This is a genomic window from Desulfobulbus sp., from assembly GCF_031547805.1.
Lineage (GTDB): Bacteria > Desulfobacterota > Desulfobulbia > Desulfobulbales > Desulfobulbaceae > Desulfobulbus.
The window spans coordinates 63,927-84,174 of record NZ_JAVBRQ010000032.1 but is presented as its reverse complement, the minus strand read 5'-3'; the positions used below and the strand labels follow the sequence as shown (position 1 = coordinate 84,174).

Annotated in this window: 16 protein-coding genes; 7 read left to right on the top strand and 9 right to left on the bottom strand. The window is 63.1% G+C overall.

What is annotated here, in order from left to right; translation table 11 throughout:
• Positions 1–245: 245 nt before the first annotated feature.
• Positions 246–920 (bottom strand): phosphate signaling complex protein PhoU, encoded by a 675-nt coding sequence (phoU, locus tag RMR13_RS11805; RefSeq protein ID WP_310600826.1) that lies wholly within the window; start codon positions 918–920, stop codon positions 246–248.
• Positions 921–1,101: 181 nt separating this feature from the next.
• Between phoU and RMR13_RS11800 the strand changes: the two genes are divergently transcribed.
• Positions 1,102–1,797: a response regulator transcription factor gene (locus tag RMR13_RS11800; protein WP_310600825.1), complete on the top strand. Its 696-nt coding sequence runs from the start codon at positions 1,102–1,104 to the stop codon at positions 1,795–1,797.
• Between the two features lie 84 nt (positions 1,798–1,881).
• Positions 1,882–3,690: an ATP-binding protein gene (locus tag RMR13_RS11795; RefSeq protein WP_310600824.1), complete on the top strand. Its 1,809-nt coding sequence runs from the start codon at positions 1,882–1,884 to the stop codon at positions 3,688–3,690.
• Between the two features lie 22 nt (positions 3,691–3,712).
• Here the strand turns inward: RMR13_RS11795 and RMR13_RS11790 are convergent, their stop codons facing one another.
• The 7 genes from RMR13_RS11790 to RMR13_RS11760 form a co-directional block, all read right to left on the bottom strand.
• Positions 3,713–5,752 (bottom strand): DUF3488 and transglutaminase-like domain-containing protein, encoded by a 2,040-nt coding sequence (locus tag RMR13_RS11790; protein ID WP_310600823.1) that lies wholly within the window; start codon positions 5,750–5,752, stop codon positions 3,713–3,715.
• Complete coding sequence (locus tag RMR13_RS11785) at positions 5,749–6,699, bottom strand: DUF58 domain-containing protein (protein WP_310600822.1); 951 nt, start codon at positions 6,697–6,699, stop codon at positions 5,749–5,751. The genes RMR13_RS11790 and RMR13_RS11785 overlap by 4 nt, the downstream gene beginning before the upstream one ends.
• Entirely contained in the window at positions 6,696–7,685 is a 990-nt protein-coding gene (locus RMR13_RS11780; RefSeq protein ID WP_310600821.1) for an AAA family ATPase, read from the bottom strand. The genes RMR13_RS11785 and RMR13_RS11780 overlap by 4 nt, the downstream gene beginning before the upstream one ends.
• Before the next feature lie 494 nt (positions 7,686–8,179).
• On the bottom strand, positions 8,180–9,148 hold the full coding sequence (gene cbiB, locus RMR13_RS11775) for an adenosylcobinamide-phosphate synthase CbiB (RefSeq protein WP_310600820.1): 969 nt from the start codon (positions 9,146–9,148) through the stop codon (positions 8,180–8,182).
• A 7-nt stretch (positions 9,149–9,155) separates the two neighbouring features.
• Positions 9,156–10,238 carry an aminotransferase class I/II-fold pyridoxal phosphate-dependent enzyme gene (locus RMR13_RS11770; RefSeq protein ID WP_310600819.1) on the bottom strand — a complete coding sequence of 361 codons (1,083 nt, stop codon included), beginning with the start codon at positions 10,236–10,238 and terminating at the stop codon, positions 9,156–9,158.
• A 73-nt stretch (positions 10,239–10,311) separates the two neighbouring features.
• Positions 10,312–11,823 (bottom strand): cobyric acid synthase, encoded by a 1,512-nt coding sequence (locus RMR13_RS11765; protein WP_310600818.1) that lies wholly within the window; start codon positions 11,821–11,823, stop codon positions 10,312–10,314.
• A 53-nt stretch (positions 11,824–11,876) separates the two neighbouring features.
• A complete protein-coding gene (locus RMR13_RS11760) occupies positions 11,877–12,392 on the bottom strand; it encodes a cob(I)yrinic acid a,c-diamide adenosyltransferase (protein WP_310600817.1) in 516 nt (171 codons plus the stop codon).
• 334 nt (positions 12,393–12,726) lie between these two features.
• Between RMR13_RS11760 and RMR13_RS11755 the strand changes: the two genes are divergently transcribed.
• Complete coding sequence (locus RMR13_RS11755) at positions 12,727–13,380, top strand: hypothetical protein (RefSeq protein WP_310600816.1); 654 nt, start codon at positions 12,727–12,729, stop codon at positions 13,378–13,380.
• A 713-nt stretch (positions 13,381–14,093) separates the two neighbouring features.
• A complete protein-coding gene (dnaA, locus tag RMR13_RS11750) occupies positions 14,094–15,413 on the top strand; it encodes a chromosomal replication initiator protein DnaA (protein ID WP_310600815.1) in 1,320 nt (439 codons plus the stop codon).
• 63 nt (positions 15,414–15,476) lie between these two features.
• Here the strand turns inward: dnaA and hemG are convergent, their stop codons facing one another.
• The gene (gene hemG / locus RMR13_RS11745; RefSeq protein WP_310600814.1) at positions 15,477–16,877 is read right to left on the bottom strand and encodes a protoporphyrinogen oxidase; all 1,401 of its coding nucleotides are present in this window, start codon (positions 16,875–16,877) and stop codon (positions 15,477–15,479) included.
• A 179-nt stretch (positions 16,878–17,056) separates the two neighbouring features.
• On the opposite strand from hemG, the gene htpG reads away from it, so the two are divergent.
• The 3 genes from htpG (at position 17,057) to RMR13_RS11730 (ending at position 20,136) form a co-directional block, all read left to right on the top strand.
• Positions 17,057–18,949 (top strand): molecular chaperone HtpG, encoded by a 1,893-nt coding sequence (htpG, locus tag RMR13_RS11740; protein WP_310600813.1) that lies wholly within the window; start codon positions 17,057–17,059, stop codon positions 18,947–18,949.
• A gap of 156 nt (positions 18,950–19,105) precedes the next feature.
• The gene (locus RMR13_RS11735; RefSeq protein WP_310600812.1) at positions 19,106–19,486 is read left to right on the top strand and encodes a hypothetical protein; all 381 of its coding nucleotides are present in this window, start codon (positions 19,106–19,108) and stop codon (positions 19,484–19,486) included.
• Positions 19,487–19,521: 35 nt separating this feature from the next.
• The gene (locus RMR13_RS11730; protein WP_409070290.1) at positions 19,522–20,136 is read left to right on the top strand and encodes a protein-L-isoaspartate(D-aspartate) O-methyltransferase; all 615 of its coding nucleotides are present in this window, start codon (positions 19,522–19,524) and stop codon (positions 20,134–20,136) included.
• Positions 20,137–20,248: the final 112 nt, after the last annotated feature.

Genomic DNA, 20,248 nt, shown 5'->3' with positions numbered 1-20,248 from the left:
AACGGTTCGACGATCGCCCAGAATGCATCCGAAATTTCCCAGGTTTTGATGCGTGCCATTTCTGCCTCCATTGCTTGATTTTCAACGGAATATGAGCCAATGGCGCGAAAAATGCGAGTAATTTATTCGTAGATAAGCACTTAGAGAAGTATTACGGCGTTGGTCTCCCTGCCTGGGCAACCGCCGCCGACCTCCTCCCTGACCGGGGAAGGCGGCCAAGCGTTTATCCGGTCAAGCTTGCCCCCTCAAACCGGGTCCTCGCTGCTGCGGACGATCTCGCCTTCCACCAGGTAGATGATTTCCTCGGCGATGTTGATCGCCCGGTCGCCGATCCGTTCGAGATGGCGGGCGATGAGATAGGCGTTGACCAGGGAGGCGGCATTGTCCGGGCGGCGGCCGATCTCCTCGATCACCGTCTTGTAGGCAGCGTCGCGCAGGCCGTTGACCTGGTCGTCCATGAGGAAAATGGTGCGGGCCAGGGCCGCGTCCTCGGTGACCAGGGCGTCCAGGCTGGCCTTGACCATCTCCATCACCTTGGCGGCCATGGGCTGGTAGTCGTGCCTCAAGGAGAAATCCGCGGTGGCAGTGGCCATGATGGTGCTGATTCGCTTGGCGATGTTGACCGCGATGTCGGCGATCCGCTCCAGCTCGTTGTTGATCTTGATGATCGAGACGATCAACCGCAGGTCGCGGGCCACCGGCTGGTGCAGGGCGAGAATCTTCAGGCATTCCTCCTCGACCCGGATCTCCATGTCGTCGACTTCCCAATCCTCGGCCATGATCGCCTGGACCTGGTCCCGGTCCCTGGTGTGCAGAATGGCGCAGGCCCGCCGCAGCCGATCCTCCACCAGGGTCCCCATTGTGAGGATCGTTTTCTTCAGTTCATCGATCTCGCGATGGAAATGCATGTGCTTGGCCACGGGATGCCTCCGATTGATCTGGGATGGGAAAAGGATGCGTACCGTTGTTAGGTACCGTCTCCGCGTTACCGCCCGATTAGAAACCGGTTAGGATCGCGTTAGCCTTTTTCTTTTCCCTTGCAACCCGTCCGGGGCTGCATAACACTACCGACAAGACCATGCAGCCCAACGGAGTGAAAACGTGAGAAAACCGCGCATCCTGGTTGTCGAGGACGACACCGACATCCAACAGCTTGTCAGTTACAACCTGATCAAATCCGGCTTCAACGTCACCTGCGCCGACAGCGGCGAGGAGGCCCTGCAGCTGCTGGCCAAGGAGCCGGTCGACGCCATGGTGCTCGACCTGATGCTGCCCGGCAAGGACGGCGGCGAGGTCTGCCGGGCGGTGCGTAGCCAGGAATCCACCCGCGCCCTGCCGATCGTCATGCTGACCGCCAAGAGCGAGGAAGACGACATCGTGGCCGGGCTGGAGTGCGGGGCCGACGATTATGTCACCAAGCCCTTCAGCCCCAGGGTGCTGATCGCCCGGATCGAAGCGGCCCTGCGGCGCCAGCCGGAGCCCGGCGGCGGGCCGGGGAGCGAATCGGTCCTTCTTGGCCGCCACGGCATGGAGATCCACCCCGGCCGGCACGAGGTGCGGGTGGACGGCCGCGAAATCCATCTGACAGCATCCGAATTCACCATCCTGGAGCTGCTGGCCGGCCGCCCCGGCTGGGTTTTTTCCCGGCAGCAGATCATCGACCAAATCCGCGGCTACGACTACAGCATCACCCCCCGAGCCGTGGACGTGCAGATCTTCGGCCTACGCAAGAAACTCGGGGACGCCGGCGCCTGCATCGAAACGGTGCGGGGGATCGGCTACCGGATCCGCGCCTAGCCGCCGCACCGACCGTCGACCGCCGGTGCGCCTCCTTCGCGACGGAGCGCCGACGCCATTATCGATTTTCCGAGAGAGCCGCCCATGCGCAACATCCGTCTCTTCTGGCAGATCTTCCCGGTCTGCCTCGGCATCACCCTGATTTCCATGCTGGCGGTGGTCTGGCTGGCCTCCACCACCGGCCGCGCCTTCTACCTCGAGCGCCTCAAGGAGGAAATCCGGGAACGGGCCCTGTTGATCGAACCCACCGTCGCGACCCTTAGCGGTGGCGACGACCGATTATTCCAGGATTTCGTCCGACAGACCGGTCGGCGGGCCGCGACCCGGATCACGGTGATCGACGGCAACGGCACGGTGCTGGCCGATTCCAACGAAGACCACACCCTCATGGACAACCATGCCCAGCGGCCCGAGGTGGAACCGGCGCTGGCCGGGGAGATCGGCTATGCCCTGCGCCGCAGCCGAACCCTGGGCGAAGGCATGCTCTATGCCGCCATCCCGGCCAGGATCGGGCCGGACCGGCACCGAGGCGCCCTGCGTCTTGCCCTCGCGGTGACGCCGGTTGAGGACATGCTGGCCCTGTTGCACAAGAAGATGGCCGGCATCGCCCTGGCCGTCGCCGTGCTGGCCGGGCTGCTGTCGCTCTATTCCGCCCGCAGGATCAGCCGCCCCCTGGAGGAGATGAAGCGGGGCGCCGAGCAGCTGACCACGGGCCGCATCGATCAGCTGGTCAAGATCGATGGCGGGCGCATGTCGGCGGAGATGGCCGGCCTGGCCGCTTCGCTCAATCAAATGGCCGAGCAGATCAACCGCCGCATCCGGATCATCATCCAGCAGCGCAACGAATTGGAGGCGGTCTTTTCCAGCATGGCCGATTCGGTGGTGGCCATCGACGCCGACCAGAAGATCATCCGCATGAACCAGGCGGCGGCGGCCCTGTTCGGTTTGCCGGCGGACGCGGTCAAGGGCAAAGCGGTGGAAGGTGTGATCCGCAACGCCTATCTCCTGGAGATGATCGAGGTGACCCTCGCCCACAATCTGCCGCAGGAGCAGAAGGTGACCCTGTTCAACGGCGCCGATCCGATTATGCTCCAGGTCCATGCCGTGCCCCTGCGCGACGAGGACAACCGCAGCATGGGCGTGCTGTTGGTGATGAACGATTTGACCAAGCTCAACCGGCTGGAGACCGTCCGCCAGGATTTCGTGGCCAACGTCTCGCACGAGTTGAAAACGCCGATCACCGCGATCAAGGGCTATGTCGAGACCCTGCTGGACGGGGCGCTCGACGATGCGGACCATGCCCGCCGGTTCCTGGCCATCGTCAATCGCCAGGCCAACCGCCTGGATGCCATTGTCGACGACCTGCTGACCCTTTCCCGGATCGAGGATCGGGAGAACAAGGAGGAAATCGCCCTGGGGCCGGGCGAGGTGGGGTCGGTGCTGGAAAGCGCGCTCCAGACCTGCGCGGTGCTGGCCGACGAAAAGGACATCGTCCTGCAGATGGAATGCGACGAGGAGCTGAGGGCGACCATCAATCAGCCGCTGCTGGAGCAGGCGATGATCAATCTGCTCAAGAACGCCATTGCCTACAGCCCGCGCGGCTCAATGGTGACTTTGCGCGGCCGGGGTACCGCCACCCTGGAAGGGGAACGGCAGGTGCACCTTGCCGTCGCCGACAACGGCCCCGGCATCGCCAGGGAACACCTGCCCCGGTTGTTCGAGCGGTTCTATCGCTGCGACAAGGCCCGCAGCCGCGACCAGGGCGGCACCGGCCTGGGCCTGGCGATCGTCAAGCACATCGCCCATATCCACCGAGGCACGGTGGAGGTGGAGAGTTCGCTCGGCAAGGGCTCGACCTTCACCATCATCCTGCCCATGGCCCACCGCTCATAGGGACGGGCTGGACCTGCAAGCTTCAGTTGCCGACTTCGGTCGTCCGGTTGTGCCGCCCTGGCCTCCCGGGCCGGAAATTCCTGACTGCCTGGCAAAAGGCCGCGAGCATCTCCGCTGTCGCCTGTTCGCGGTAACGGATGGCAATATAGAAGTCGATGATGACTTCCGCCCGGCCTCGCAAATCGGGCCGTGCCGCAGCCACCTCCTTCAGCAGATCGGCCGGCCCCTGATAATCGAGGACGACGACGCCGGCTCGCTCAAGCTTTTCGCGAAAAACCCTCCAGGCCCGCGCCACTTGATCGCCCTCCCGAGGCATTTTCCGCATGAATGCCAGAGCCAGGAAAAAAAACACCGCTGTCCCCAGCACCGCCGCGGCGATGAGAAGCAATTGAAAAAGCCCCCTGAACTTTTCCAGATCGATGCCCAACGAAGCGAATAAGCGGAACTGATCGGCAAAGGAATACTCCATGACCGACTGATTCCAGCGGCTGTTGACCATATCCCAGGCATTGAACAGGCTGGCCGTCCACTGGCCGACGGCACTCTGTTTGAACTGGGAAAAAAGCGAATCCCGTGCCTCGGCGCCGGTGGCCACTCTGGCGTTTTCCAGACCGCGTTCCGGGGCAACGGCCAGAGTCGGGTCGACCCGTTGCCAGAAGTCGCCGTTCCGCACCTCGACCCAGACATGGGCGTCGGATTGACGGATCAGCCAGTAGCCGCCGAAAGGATTTTCCTCACCGCCGAAATAGCCGTTGACCAACCGGGCCGGGATGCCCGCCGCTCGCATCAGGAAGGCGAACGAGGCGGCGAAGTGCTCGCAAAAACCGCTGCGGCTGTTGAACAGAAACCAGTCGATGGCATCCGTTCCAGATGGCGCCACTGCTGGAGTCAGGCTGTAGGTGAAGCGATTTTCCCGATAAAAATCGAGGAGTTTTTCGACGAACTCCGCGTCCGTTGCCGAGGTCCGCCGTAGCCGAGCCGCCAGTTCTCGCGCTCGGGGATTGCCACCGCGGGGCAGTTGCAGGCCGGGCCGGTCGTCCTGGGCTGGCTGATACACCGGCTGGATATCGAGGATCGACTCGCCCTGGTAGCTGAGACGCGACGTCACCGGCCTTGACCGATGGATGGCGAAATCGTCATGCAGCCGGCTTCCCGGGCTGGTGACCCGCACCGGCAAGTCGAGGGCAAACAGCCAGCGCTGATTGTGCGGCTCCAAGGTGACGGTATAGCCGCGCCGCTCCTCCTGCGCCACCATATCCATATTATCCCGTTCCACCGGGCGCATCCGCCCGCCCTGCTTCCAGGTCTCGCCCTGACAATCCCACAACACGATACCGCGCCAGTAGAGCTGGTTTTTCGTGGGACGGAATCCATTGTCGAAGGTGACGCGGAAGGCGGCGTCGCCTCGCACCGCCAGTCGGGCGACGGCACCGAAGGAAATCTCGTCGGCAAAACCGGTGTTGCTCTCCAAAAGGGCCGGCCGGCCCCACAAGCCGCCCTGGATACGCGGAAAAACGAGAAACAACAGAAGCATCAGGGGGAAGGCCCGGGAAGTGAGCCGCCACGACAAAGCGAGCGCCGGCGTCAGCGCCAGGGCCGGAAACTGGATGTGGATGAGCACCGCCGTGGTGAACAGGATGCAGCCGAGGATATAGGCGGAGGAGAGGATGGAATCATCGAAGAACATCCCGGAAACAATCAAGAAATAACAAAGAATGACCACCGTCATTTCGTCGCGCTGATGCCGCTGTTCAAACAGCTTCAGGGCGATCATCATGGTCAGCAGCGAGACGAAGGCTTCGAGGGTCAGCCCCTCGTTCGTGACGATGGCCGCCGCGAACAACAAGACGCCCAACAGGGTTCTCGTCATCAGCCCCGCCCTCGGCAAGCTCCAACGATACGCGGCGAAATGATAGGCCCAGAGGGCCAGGCAAAGCAGGATGGCCGGGACCGAAATATTGAAAAAATGCGGCAGGGTACAGAGGATGACCGCGTACAGCACCAGATGCGCTTCCTGGCGGCTGGGGACGAAACCCGGCGTGGCGCTTGCTGGGGTGGTCATGACGATTGGTACAGGGCCAGCGCCCGCAGGCAGAGGCTTTTATGGGACAGGCCACGGCCCGGCGCGATCAATTGTCCGCCCAGGCGCAGGCCGTAACGGGCGCCGTAGCCGTCCGCCCGCAGCATGAGATAGCAAAGCTCGCCGAGCTTATCCTCAAGACTCCTCCCCGACATATCGGCCAGGGAAAAAATGGCCCCGCCGCCCTCGTCTTCTTCGAAAACCTTGGCGAAGAGGCCGCGTTGGCCGGCCAAACTCTTCCAGTGGATCCGCCTTGGGTGGTCGCCGGGGCGATAGTGGCGCAGGCCATCGAAATCGTGGCCCGCGGTATGGAGGGGGAATGTGTCGTTTTCCTCGCGCTCGCCCTGGATTTTTTCGCTCCCCGCGTGGGTCGGCAATGGCTTCGGGTACACCAATCCGGTCAAAACGATGGGAATCTCTCGCGTCGCCCGCAACAGCCCCAACGGAAAGGCGCTGGCGGCAAAAATCCGGCGCATCTCGATCCGGCCCCGGCGGTTGACCGGCATGAAAACCTGGCACGCCGCCGACAAGGCATCGACCCGCTCCACCCTGCTCCAGCTGGTGCCGTCAAGTGACAGACCGAGGCCATAGCAAGGGCCGTCCTTGGCCTGAAGCGACAGGGAAAAGGGCAGCGCCTGCCCGGCGAAGACCGCGGCCTCGCCGTGCCCCTGACAGATAAACCCGTTGATATTGCGGAGCGTAAAGATGATGGAGACCAGAAGAACAGCGCTCAATAAAAACGTCAGCAGATAGCCGAGGTTGTTGTTGTGATTGATCGAACCGACCAACAGCGCCGCCAGCAGCACGACATAGACGACGCCGTGGCCGGTCGGGAGCAGGCGGACGCCAAAGGCGGGCACGGCAAAGCGGGCGAAAAACCTGTTTTTCAGACCGATTCCCCGGCTTGCCCTTATCCGATCCGTCGTCATGCCGGAACCGGAACCGCCTGGAAGGCGATCTCCAGTTCGGCGATGGTCAGGGGCGCCAGGGAATCGGCTGTTTTCAAGCGGTGGATGGCGATATAGGGCAGCACGCGGCGCACATCCTCCGGCAGCACGAAATTTCGCCCATGCAGCAGGGCATGCGCCTGGCCGGCCCTGGCCAAGGACAAGCCGGCGCGCGGCGAAAGGCCGATGGCGAAGCGACCACTGTTCCGTGAAAAATCAAGAATATCCTGAAGATAACCTACAAGCGTTTTGGCAAGACGCACCTGGCCGACCTGCTCCTGCAACTGGAAAACGACTTTGGCGTCGACGAGCGCTTGTTCGTCATCGCTAAATGCGGTCCCACCCGCCACCAGTAATTGCCGCTCCGCTTCGTGGTTGGGATAGCCGAGGGATATTTTCATGAGGAAGCGGTCGAGTTGCGACTCCGGCAGCGGATAGGTTCCAGCCTGTTCCAGCGAATTTTGGGTGGCGACGACGAAAAAAGGCGTGGGCAGCGGGCGGCTTTCGCCCTCGATCGACACCTGCCGCTCTTCCATCGCTTCGAGCAGGGCGCTCTGGGTCTTGGCCGTCGCCCGATTGATCTCGTCGACCAAAAGAATCTGGGTGAAGATGGCGCCGGGATGGAAGGAGAACAGGCCGCTGCGCTGGTCGAAGACGGAAACGCCCAGAATATCGCCCGGCAGCATGTCATTGGTGCATTGGACACGGCGAAATTTCAGGCCCAACACCTTGGCCAGGGCCTTCGCCAGCGTCGTCTTGCCGATGCCGGGGATGTCCTCGATTAAGAGATGGCCTCGGGCCAAAAGACAGCACAGCGACAGCCGGATCTGCTCTTCTTTGCCGAGCACATGGACGCCAAGCCGCTGTTCCAGGGCGGCGAACAGTTGCAGGGCCTTGGCTGGAACATCGGTCGGAGCGGCGATCTGGCCGGGGGAAGGTGGGCTCTGGTTTGCTTGCCGGGTATCCATGGCGGGGGAGAGGTCACAAGGAAGAGGTTACGGAGATAAAAGACGGCTTGACGCCGTCTTGGCCTTTTCCTTTCCATCATAGCAGGAAAACTGAGCAGGAACAAAAATAGATGCATTTTTCCAGCGTTGAGGGCGCGTCAAGCGGCCGGCATGGTCGAAGAGGCGCTGCCCACGGGCGCGGCCAAGATTCGCCATCGTATCGGCGATATTTTTACATCTGGTTACCATCGAACTTCAGCCAGGCTTGTTCGCCGGCAATCGGCGGTGTACTTGACGCTCCGGCAAGCCGGTTAATCAAACGGGATCTCCCGCTGCGCCCGAGATGACAATGTGGCCAGCGTCATCCTTGTTGCGAATATCTTTTGTTGGTCGTTTCGACGAACGCAGCAAGGAGAAATCTCAAGAAGTTTCGGCGGGATGGCGTTTGGACTAAAATCGACTGAATGCGCGGTCAGGGAAAAAGAGGCGCGGAACGGCGCCTCGGAAAAAGGAGGTCACAAGATAGCGGCCGCCACGAGGCCAAGCCAAGTCGCACCGCAGCCGAGCAGCGCGGTGCGGGTCATCAGGCAACAGGCCAGCGGGATATGGGCGCTCTCGACCGCGCCCAGGCCGATCCCGATGTAGGGCTTGTCCACCAGAACGCCGTGGTAGTAATTCGGGCCGTTGAGGCACACGCCCAAGGCCCCGGCAAAGGCGGCCTCGGGATAGCCGGCGTTGGGGCTGCCATGGTGGCTGCCCTCGCGCCAGGCAGTGACCAAGGCGCGGCGAGCGTCGAGTCCGGGGCACAGCCGGGCGGCCAGCCCGATCAGCAGCGCCGCCAGCCGGGCGGGAACGAAATTGGAGGCATCGTCGATCCGGGCCGCGGCCCGGCCGAAGAGCAGATAGCGCGGATTCTTGTAGCCCACCATCGAATCCAGGGTGTTGACCATCTTGTAGGCCACGGCAAGCGGCGCCCCGCCGATGGCCGCGAAAAAAAGCGGCGACAGCACGCCGTCGACCACGTTCTCGGCCACGGTCTCCACCGTGGCCCGGGCAATGTCGCCGGCCTGGTAGCGCTCAACATCCCGGCCGACGATCATCGCCACCTCCGAGCGGGCTTGATCGACCGCCCCGGCGGCCAGCGAGCGGTGGATCGCCATGGCCGCCTGGCCCAGCGAGCGGGCCGACAGGCAGTAGAACAGCAGCACGGTTTCGACCGCAAAGCCGATCACCCCATGCAGCCGCCAACCCACCCCGACTACCAGGGCGGCCAGCCCCCACCAACCGACAATCAGGCCGAGCGCGAAGCAAAGGCCGGCCAGCCGCTCATCGGCAATCCATTTCCGGCACAGAGGCTCCGCCTTGGCGATGGTCCAGCCCATCCAGCGGACCGGGTGCGGCAGCCAGCGCGGGTCGCCAAGCATGGCATCCAGGGCAAAGGCCGCCGGAATGGTCAGCCACGGCAGGAGATCGGCAACAGTCATGGCGCCCTCACTTTTTTTCGCCGACAGCGGCCAGCAGATGGCGGGCGACGGTTTCGTTGACAGCCGCATCCTTGAGGGCGATGCGCACAAAACCCTCATCGAGGCCGTGAAAATTGGCGCAGTTGCGGATCAAAAACCGCTGTTCGGCCAGGGTGCGGCAGACCGTCGTGGCGGTGCGGTCCGCAGGCAGGCCGATGAGCACATAGGAGGTGGCGCTCGGATAGAGGATCAGCCTGCCGGTTTGCAGGCGCTGCCGGAAACGGCGCCCTTCCTCGGCCAGGTAGGCGCGGGTGCGGTCGATGAAGGCCGCCACCGCCTCCAGATCCGTGCCGAGGAAACGGACCGCCTCCTGGGCCAGGCTGTTCATGCTCCAGGGTTGCATCAGGCGGCGGAACCGGTCGATCACCGGGGTGTTGGCCACCAAAAATCCGGCCCGCAGGCCCGGCATGCCGAAAATCTTGGACACCGACCAGAGAACCGCGACGTTGTCCAGGCCGCAGCCGCTCATGCTGTGGCTGCGATCCGCCGGGGCAAAGGGCAGGTAGGATTCGTCGATTACAAAGCGGACGCGGGGATGGCGGGTGCACAGCGAAAGCAAGGCGCCATGGTCGACGAGATGGCCGGTGGGATTGTTGGCATTGCACAGAAACACCGTGTCGTAGCCGGAGAGTGCCGCGGCCAGCCGTTCAACGTCCAAGGCGAAATCGTGCTTCGCTTCGGCCAGGAAAAAGTCGGGTTCGATGCCGCAGACTCGGCAGCCGTCGGCGTAATCGGCATAGGTCGGACCGACGATCAGTACCTTTCGGGAGGCAAGGGCCGCACATGCGGCATAGATGAACTGGGTGGTCCCGCCCCCGGCCAGCACCCGCTCTTCGGCCACCCCGAGCAGGCCGGCGATGGCGCGGGCGGCCGAGCGGGCATCGACCTCGGGCAGCACCCTGATCCGGTCCATCCGCCCCCGGAGGTGATCGATCAATCCGGGCAGGGCGCCGAGCGGATTGATGTTGCTGCTCATGTCGACGATCTCTTCCGGCCGGCAGCCCAGCTGCTCGGCCAGGCCGAAGATGTTGCCGCCGTGTCCCTGGATCATGGCCGCCCTCCATTGGAAACGATTGGTGACCCGCACCGGGCGCGCGGCACATGGTATGAAGCGGCGCCGCATCTCATCGCAGCCGCTCCCGCAGGCTGGCCGGCAGCAGCGCCGTCAGCGCCTCGATGTCGAGGTGAGCCAGGGCATGGGCCGCCAACTGCTCGTAGGCTTGGTCGCGGGCAGCCGGGCCGTGCAGCCGGTCGACATCGATCCGCCCAAGGCCGATGCCGGCCAGCCAGCGGCGGGTGATGGCCGGGGTGTCGAACAGGCCGTGCATGTAGGTGCCCATGATCCGGCCATCGGCGGCGACGCAGCCGTCGCGGTCGGCACAGGGCTGTCGGTTGCGGGCCTGCACCGCCACCAGGCTGCAGGACTCGGGCGGCTCGGTCCGTCCCATGTGGATTTCATAGCCCCTGCCGGCGATGCCGTCCCAGGTGAAGTCGGTCAAAGTGGTGGTCTTGGGGGCCTTGAGCACGGTTTCCACCGGCAGGAGACCGAGTCCGGCGATGGCACCCGGCGCGCCCTCGATGCCGTCGGGATCGCGCACCCAGGTGCCGAGCATCTGGTAACCGCCGCAGATGCCGAGCAGGTGGCCGCCGCCGGCCGCGTAATCGAGCAGGTGCCCGCGCCAGCCGCTGTCGGCAAGCCATTGCAGATCGGCGCAGGTGGCCTTGGTGCCGGGCAGGATGACGGCGCAAAAGGCGCTCAATGCCTGCGGCTGTTCCAGGTAGATGAGCCGGCAACCGTCCAGTTGGGAGAGCGGCTCGAAATCGGTGAAATTGGAGATGTGGGGCAGGCGGATGACCGCGATCGCCGGTTCGGCCGCCGCCGTCGGCTGGAAGGGCCGGGGACTCTCGATCACCACCGCGTCCTCGGCCTCGATGCGGAAATGCCGGAACCAGGGGAGCACGCCGAACACCCGCTTGCCGGTGCGCTGCTCGATCCAATCGATCCCTGGCTGGAAGAGGCTGAGATCGCCCCGGAACCGGTTGATGACGAAACCGCCGATCTGCGCCTGCTGTTCGGGCGCGATGCAGGCCAGGGTGCCCACGATTTGGGCAAAAACGCCGCCCCGGTCGATGTCGGCCACCAGCACCACCGGCGCCTCGGCATAGGCGGCCATCCTGAGGTTGACGATGTCGTTGGCCATCAGGTTGACCTCGGCGCAGGAGCCGGCCCCTTCGAGGACGATCACGTCGTAGGCGCTGCGCAGCCGGTCGAGCGCGGCCCGGCTCTCGGCGAACAAAAAATCCTTGTTGCGGTAATAGGACCGGGAGGTGGCGTCCATCCAGGCGCTGCCGTTCAGCACCACCTGGGAGCCGACGTCGCTCACCGGCTTGAGCAGCACCGGATTCATGTCACAGTGGGGCGCGGTCCGCGCCGCCTCCGCCTGGACGATCTGGGCCCGGCCCATTTCCGCCCCTTCGGGCGTCACCCCGGAATTGTTGGACATGTTCTGGGCCTTGAACGGCGCCACCCGCAAACCCCGGTTGGCGAAGATCCGGCACAGGGCGGTGGCGACGATCGACTTGCCCACATCCGACCCGGTCCCGAGCACTGCCAAACAGGCGGCTTTATGCGTCATGCTGTCTCCTGCGCCTGGGGCGTCCGGCACGCCGGCCGGTCGGCCGCGCATGCCTAGCCCTCGATGCCCTTGCGGGCGGCCACGCCCCGCTCATAATAATGTTTGACCGACCGCATCTCGGTGACCAGATCGGCACGCTCCAGCACCGCAGCCGGCGCGCCCCGGCCGGTCAGCACCAGCTCCACCTCGGGCGGCCGCCGCGCCATCAGGCCGAGCAGATCCTCCTCGGCCAGCAGGCCCAGGGCGCAGGCCACGTTGATCTCGTCGGCAATCACCAGGGCAAAGGCGCCCGAGGCCATGGCCGCGTCGAGGGCAACCAGGCCCAGGCGGGCCGCGTCGATATCTTCCCCGGTGGGCACGTGCACCAGCATGCACCCCAGGCCGTATTGCTCGATTACGATGGACTCGGTCAGGTGTCGCAGGGTGTTCAACTCGCTGTAATCGGCGTTCTTGATGAACTGGCCGATATACACCCGCAGCCCCGCTCCGGCGGCCCGCACGGCCAGCCCCAGGGCGGCGGTGGTCTTGCCCTTGCCGTCGCCGGTGTAGACCTGGACAAATCCCTGCATGTACAATCCTCCTCCGCAGCGGCTTGCAGCGGCTAAAACGCCTGTCGCGGCCAACGGTTCGCATCGCCTTCGCGCCCCACGAGCCTCTTTAGAGAATCGCGCCACAACAGTCAACAGCTTTTCACCCGCCCCGGTCCCGGCCATCGAGCGGCTCGGAACAAAACAGGGTTTTCCCGGCGAAAAAAGAGCCGGCCAACCGCGTGTTAGGAAAAATACTTTTTTGAAGATGACCCCTGGTACAATTTACGCAAGATCCTCTTGAAAAAATTGCAGAAAGATGTTTACTCCCGGTCGAGCTTATCCTGCTAACTCGTTTTATGCCCGAGGGAAGAATATGAACGACCGACAACCATATGGGTGGCGTCTCTGTGGCCCGATCCTTTCCGGTCTGCTGACCGGTCTGCTGCTCGCCCTGCCCGCCCAGACCGTCAAGGCGGAAGATGAAATCCGGGTCGGCGCCGTGGTCCAGATCCCCTTCAATCTCAGTTCGGAGCGCTCGTTGTTCGATCCCGGCGCCATCCGACTGGGCGTGACCTGCCAGTACGCGAACGTGGAGGAGGACAATATCACCACCACCCGCGGGATAACCAACACCTACGTCAACGGCACGCTGACCGAGAGCGTCGAAACGCCCGCCGCGACCCAGGTGGACGAGGGCAACCGGGTGTATGGCGTCGAAGGCAACGTGTTCGTCACCGTGCTGGGCGATTGGAACATCTCCGGGGAAGTGCTCGGACTGTACGGCACCAACCATGTCCAAGGCGCCCTGGGCGCCGGATACGGCCTGGCGGAAAGCTTTTTCCTGGATGCCAAGGCCAGGTTCCCCTATTCGGAGGTCGGGCTCCGGTTCCTCAACGGCGCCGAACTCTACGGCGGCCTCAACACCTTGGGCGACTTCAATTCGGGCAAACAGCAGCGCCGCTACCTGGTGAAGACCAACCGCAACAGCTACAGCCCCTCCGAAGACACCGTGGTGGTCATCGAATAACGGCCCTGCCGACAATCGGGACAGCCGCGCGCCGGGCGGGCTGTCCTCTTCTTTCTTCCGGCACCTTTTCCCCCGCCCGACGGGCAGGCCGCGAGCCCCGGGCAGCGCTGCCCCTTTCCTTGTGCGATCGTCGCGCCATCCCGTCGTCCCCGGCCCAAAGCAACGGTTCTCCCGATGCGGCCCCTCTGGGTCCGATGCGTTCCGATGCGCCGCAGGAGGTCCCAATGGGCTCCCGGCACCCCTTTCCCCTTGTTTTAATTCAGTAAAAACGTATTCCTCCCCCCTTATTTTTTTTTCTTTACCGCCTGATTTTCGAAACAATGGAATGAGAGGGGGTTATACGCTGTGAGCGCGTGGTAAGATGAAAACCGAGCATTGTCGAGCTTTGGCGAGTAAAATCGAGCTAGGAAGGGATCGGACACTGTGGACATTTTGTTGATAACTTTTTAACCAAAGGAATAACGATATGTTTTAATTCATTTTATTTCAGATACTGGTAAAACGGACGTCGTTATTGAGGGTTATACGGTTTTCCCCCTCGTAACGCCTTATAGCTCCAAGGAGTTCCATGTTGTTGTCAATCGTCCTGTTTGTATCACGAAATCGCCGCAAACCGTTTTTGACCGGCCGCCGGATTTTCGGTAGATGATCACCATTCGACCGGTTGCCCGATTTTCGGGAAAACCCTTGCGATACAAAGGAAACGGCTTTTTATGATGTGGAACGCGATCAAAAAATCCCTGCACAGCACCCTGCCGGAGAGTGAATACGGCCTGTGGATCAAACCGCTGGAATGTCGGCTGCAGGAGGGGCAGATGCTGGAGCTTGCCGGACCTGACCGCTTTTTTTGCGCCTGGGTGGAAGATCGCTACCTTGAGCTCATCCGGCGCGCAGCGAGCGAGATCGGCGGCATCGACGAAATCCGCCTGGCCGTCGCCGAAAACCAGGCCCGCCCCTTTGCCGGCGGCAAGGGCGGCCAGCTGCTCCTGCCGGGAACCACGCCCCCGCCCCGCCTGCGCTCGCTGCATCCGGCCTTCACCTTCGAACAGTTCATGGTGGGCGAGTCGAACCTGCTGGCCCGGTCCGCCTGCAAGGCCCTGGCCACCGGCGATTCCACCTTCGGCAATTGCCTGTTCATGAACAGCAGCACCGGTTTGGGCAAGAGCCACCTGACCCAGGCCGTTGTCCACCAGGTCCTGAGCACCGCCCCCTCCACCCGGCTGCAGTACCTGACCGCCCAGCAGTTTTCCGCCGAGATGGTGAAGAACATCCGCACCCACTCCATGGAGCAGTTTTCAAAACGATTCATCAACAATTGCGACATCTTGCTGGTCGAGGATGTCCACACCCTCACCGGCAAGACCAAGACCCAGGAAGAGCTCAACACCATCCTCGATTACCTGATCAAATCGGGGTCCCGGGTGATTTTGACCTCGGCCCTGGCTCCGGCCAAGCTGGCTGGCATCGACGACGACTTCCGCAGCCGCATGACTTCCGGACTGGTCACCGGGATCGAATCGCCGGATTACGAAACCAGGGCCCGGATCATCCGCCACAAGATGCAGAGCCACGGCCTGGGTGCGGACGAGGATCTGGTGGGATTCATGGCCGAAAACCTCCACACCGACATCCGCCGGATGGAAAGCGCCATTATCGGCATCAAGGCCAAGTCCTGCCTGCGGGGCACCCCGCCGGACATGGCCATGGTCCGGGAAGTGATTCTGGGGCTGACCGGCGGCACCCTGGAGGAAATCACCGGCGAGGCCATCCGCGACCTCATCGGCAATCAGTTCCGGGTCAGCGTCGAGGAGCTGCGGTCGCGGTCGCGCAAACGGTCCATCGCCTTTCCTCGGCAGGTGGCCATGTATCTCACCCGCAAGTTCACCAACCGCTCCCTGGCCGATATCGGCAGCATCTACAACCGCGATCACTCCACGGTCCTGCACGCCATCAAGACCATCACCCGGGACATGAGCCAGCAGGATGCGGTTCGGCTCCAGGTGGAGATGCTCTGCACCAAACTCAAAAGATAACGGTAGCGCAACGAGCTGTCGGGCCACCGCCCAACACCCCGCCCTTCCGCGCACCCGCACTGTTCAAAAATAGACTCCCTTGACCTCGGCGCCCGCCTCCGGCGCGGCCGGGGTATCGATCGCCCCGGCAATCCGCCGGGCCTCCTTGATCATGTCATTGATACCGATTCCCTTCCAGCCGAAACCGCAAAGGTGGAGGTTGGGGTGGGCGGCCTGGATCGCGCCGCGCCAGCGGAGCAGTTCCGTGTATCCGGCCTCCAGCTGGGGAATGCCCGCCCTGGGCCTGAGCACGGCGGTATAGACGGGCCGTGGCAGCGCCATCAGACGGCCGAGGTCGGCGTAGACCGCCTCGACCAGTTCCGCATCCGGCAGCGCCAGCCGTTCCGGATGTCGGCGGCCGCCGACCAAGGCCTCGAGCAGCTGGCCGCCGGCCGGAGCGCGGCCGGGAAACATATGCGAGGAAAACAGCGCCCCCAAGGCGAAGCGCTGTTCCCGCTCCGGGGCCAGGTAGCCGAAACCAAAGGGAATCTGGGCCCGGTGGTCGAAACCGAGCAGCACCGAGAGAATCCGGGCCTCGGGGATGGCCGCCCTTGGCGGCGGCGTGTCCGGCAGGGCGGCGGCCACCAAGGGCAGACAGCGATTCACCGGCAGGGCCAGGACCAGATGGCGACAGGACAGCTCGCCCTGGCCGGTTGCCACCCGCCACCCATCCTCCTGGCGGCTGATCTTCAGGACCGGGCTGTCGTAGGCGAGCATCTCCGCTGCTTGCAAATCCGCGGCCAGCCGTCGGGGCAGTACGGCCATGCCATCCTTGAAACTGGTCATGGCCGGCAATCCCTTCTTCTCCCGCCCCTGCTTTTTCGTTGCCCGCATTTTGCCGAACAGGCCCCGGATCACGGAACCGTGCGCCCGTTCCAACTCCCGTACCCCCGGCATCACCGCATCGATGGCGAGCCGTTCGATATCGCCGGCATAGGTACCGGTGAAGACCGCGTCGGCAAAGGGCAGCAGGGCCGGGCCGAACCGGTGGGCCACCCACTGGGCCACGGTGGGTTCGCCCGGCAGCGGCCGACGCCACAGATCGCCCACGACCCGCAGCTTGTCTCTCCAGGGCATCAAGGGCTGGCGCAGAATCGCCAGTGGTTTCTGGGGGATACACTGCAAGCGGCCATCAAGGCAGACATAGCGTACAAACCTGGACAGGGGGGCAGTGACCACCTCGTCTTCCAACCCGGCCAGGCGGACCAATTCGCGGCTCTCGGGACAGTTGTCGAGGAATCCGTGCGGCCCCCATTCGGCCAGATAGCCGGATTCGCTGAAACTGGCAATGACTCCGCCCGGTTCGGCCGTCTGCTCCAGGACCACAAGACGTGCCGTGGGCCGCAACGACCGGACAAAGGTCGCCACGCTCAGGCCGGAGATGCCGGCGCCGACGATGCCGACATCGTATTCATTTAATTTCATAAAACATTCCAATATGGTCGGCCGCGGACGGCCGCTTGAGGGTTTTCTTGACAGTCGATCATTCGTGCTTACCATGTTGCCCGGATAAAGGAAAGGCCCTTTATCCCCTTGGTATCTCCGGAAAATCATGTCTTTCCGGTCAACGAAACAGCCCTTGTACCCTGGAGAGGAACAGCCCCATGACAACAGCACAGGTTGAAACCAAGCAGTTTCAGGCGGAGACCAGAAAGGTCCTTGATATCGTCATCAACTCGCTCTACACCGAACGCGACATCTTTGTCCGCGAACTGGTTTCCAATGCCGCCGACGCCCTGGAAAAATTCCGCCACCAGAGCCTGATCGAGAAAATCGAGTTCGACAGCCACGTGCCTCTGGAAATCGTCATCGACGGCGACGACAAGAAGCACACCCTGACCATCGCCGACACCGGCATCGGCATGACCCGGGAAGAGCTGGAAACCAACCTGGGTACCATCGCCCACTCGGGATCGCAGCATTTCTTCGAGCAACTGGCCGAGGCCGCGAAAAAGGACGTCAACCTGATCGGCCAGTTCGGGGTCGGCTTCTATTCGGTGTTCATGGCCGCCAAATCGGTCCGGGTGCAGACCCGCTCCTGGGACGGCGGCGAGGGTTGGGAGTGGAGCTCGGACGGCGGCGGCACCTACAGCATCGGCCCCTGCCCCGGCCTGCACCGCGGCACCAAAATCATCATCGAGCTCAAGGACGACGCCCACACCTATGCCTCCAAGTTCACTCTGGAGCGCATCATCCAGCAATACTCCACCTTTGTCCCCTTTCCGGTCAAGGTGGAAGGGAAAAAGGTCAACACGGTCCAGGCCATCTGGACCCGGTCCAAATCCGAGATCACCGACGAGGAATACACCGAGTTCTACAAATTCGTGGCCAACGCGGTGGACGAACCGCTCTACCGGCTCCATTTCTCGGCCGACGCGCCCCTGGCGATCAATGCCCTGCTGTACGTGCCCAAGGAGAATTTCGAGGTGCTGGGCATGGGCCGCATGCAACCCGGCGTCAACCTCTACTGCCAGAAAGTGCTCATCGACCAGCACAGCGAGAACATCCTGCCCGAGTGGCTGCGCTTCCTGAAAGGGGTGGTCGATTCCGAGGACCTGCCGCTCAACATCTCGCGCCAGTCGCTGCAGGACAACGCCCTGGTGGTCAAGCTGCGCAAGGTGCTGACCAAGCGGGTGATCAAGTTTTTCGCCGAGGAGGCCGGCCGCGACGCCGACGCCTACCGCGAATTCTGGCAGACCTTCGGCATTTTCATCAAAGAGGGCGTGACCTCGGATTTCGAGCACCGCACCGAGCTGGCCAAGCTGCTTCGCTTCGAATCCTCGGCCAGCGAGCCGGGCAGCATGATTTCCCTGGACGAGTATGTCGGCCGGATGAAGGACGGCCAGGACAAGATCTATTACATCAACGGCCCCAGCCGGGTTGCAGTGGAATACGGCCCCTACGTGGAACTGTTCAAGAAGCGCGGCATCGAGATTTTCTACACCCTGGAGCCGATCGACGATTTCGTTCTCAACCATTTGGGCGAATACGACGGCAAGAAGCTGGTTTCCGCCGACCGGGCCGACGTAAGCCTGCCCGAGCCCGCCGCGGATGCGGACCCGGCTGCTGCCCAGGAAACGGCCGAGCCGCTGGCCGCCGCCGTGTTGACCTCGCTCTGCCGCTGGATGAAGGAGGTGCTCGGCGACCGCATCCAGGAGGTCAAGTCCTCCGATCGCCTGGTGGACAGTCCGGCGATGATTGTCAACGTCGACGGCTACATGACCTCCTCGATGGAACGGATCCTCAAGGCCTCCGGCCAGGGCGAGGCCTTTGGCATGGGCTCGAAGAAAGACATGGAGATCAACGGCGCCAGCCCCTTGATCAAAAAACTCGCGGCCCTGCGGGAGGCGGATCCCGAATTTGCCAAGGACCTGGTCGAGCAGTTGTACGACAATGCCATGATCCAGGCCGGGCTCCTCGTCGATCCCATGGTGATGGTCCGGCGAAACTACCGCATTCTGGAACGGATTGCCGACGGACCGGCAGACGCCGCCTGACCTTTTCCACCGCCCCGACAGGCATTTTGTCGTCTAACGGGTCGGTTTTTTGTTGGATTTCCAGGAAAGCCCAGGATCAGAACTTGAAAAAAGGTTGTGTTCACGATATATGAACACAACCTTTTTATTTGTCCGGAGTGTTCCTGGAGGGAATCGATGCGACACCCCCTGTTCGTGCTGCTGTGCACACTTCTTCTGCTTGGCGGTTGTCACTCCAAGCAGGTACGCCACCTGGCATCCGACGCCGCCCTGATCAAACCCGGTCAGACCACGGCCAGAGAGATGCAAAAATACCTCGGCGAACCCGATGGCCGGCGGGAAGTGGCCCCCGGCGTCAGCGAGTACGTCTACTTCGAGAACCGGCCGGGCATATTCGGCTCCATGCCGGTGCTCGGTTCGATGACCGGACCGACCGGCTACGAGATGATCGTGGTCACGGTCAGCAACGATGTCGTCACCAATTGCGAATTCCGCAACTTCAATCAGTCGGATCGCAAATGGAGGGAAGATTTCACCTGGGACCAGGAAGTCAAGTGAGCCCGCCGTCGACCTTTGACATCAACCGGGAGCGCATGATCGACGAACAGCTGGTGGCCCGCGGCATCACCGACCAGCGGGTGCTGGAAGCGATGCGGACCGTCCCCCGGCACCTGTTCGTCGAGGATGCCATCCAGGCGCATGCATACGGCGACTTTCCCCTGCCGATCGGTTCCGGGCAAACCATTTCCCAGCCCTACATCGTGGCCCTCATGACCCTGACCCTGCATCTTACCGGCTCCGAAAAGGTGCTGGAGATCGGGACCGGATCGGGCTACCATGCGGCGATCATCTCCCGCCTCTGCCAGAAGGTGTACACGGTGGAGCGGCTTGATGCCCTGGTCGGCCGGGCCAGAAAGGTTTTCGACCGGCTCCGCTACTACAACATCGTCTCGCGCATCGATGACGGCACCGTCGGCTGGCCCTCGGAGGCCCCGTTCGACGCCATTATCGTCACCGCCGGCGGCCCCCGCATTCCCGAGCCGCTCGTCACCCAGCTGGCCGATCCCGGCCGTCTGGTCATGCCGGTCGGCGGCCAGGACGTGCAGGAGCTGCAGGTCGTGGACAAACGGGACGGCGGCATTACGGTGACCACCATCGAACAAGTCCGCTTCGTCGATTTGATCGGCGCCCACGGCTGGCCGAACTAAGTTGATCTTGGCGGGCTCTCGCCCGCTGCGGGACCGCCTCGCTCCGATGTCGGCATGTTCATCGCGCCGCCCCGCGCCTTTCCGCCCTGCCGGAAGCAGCCGGGCCGTGGCG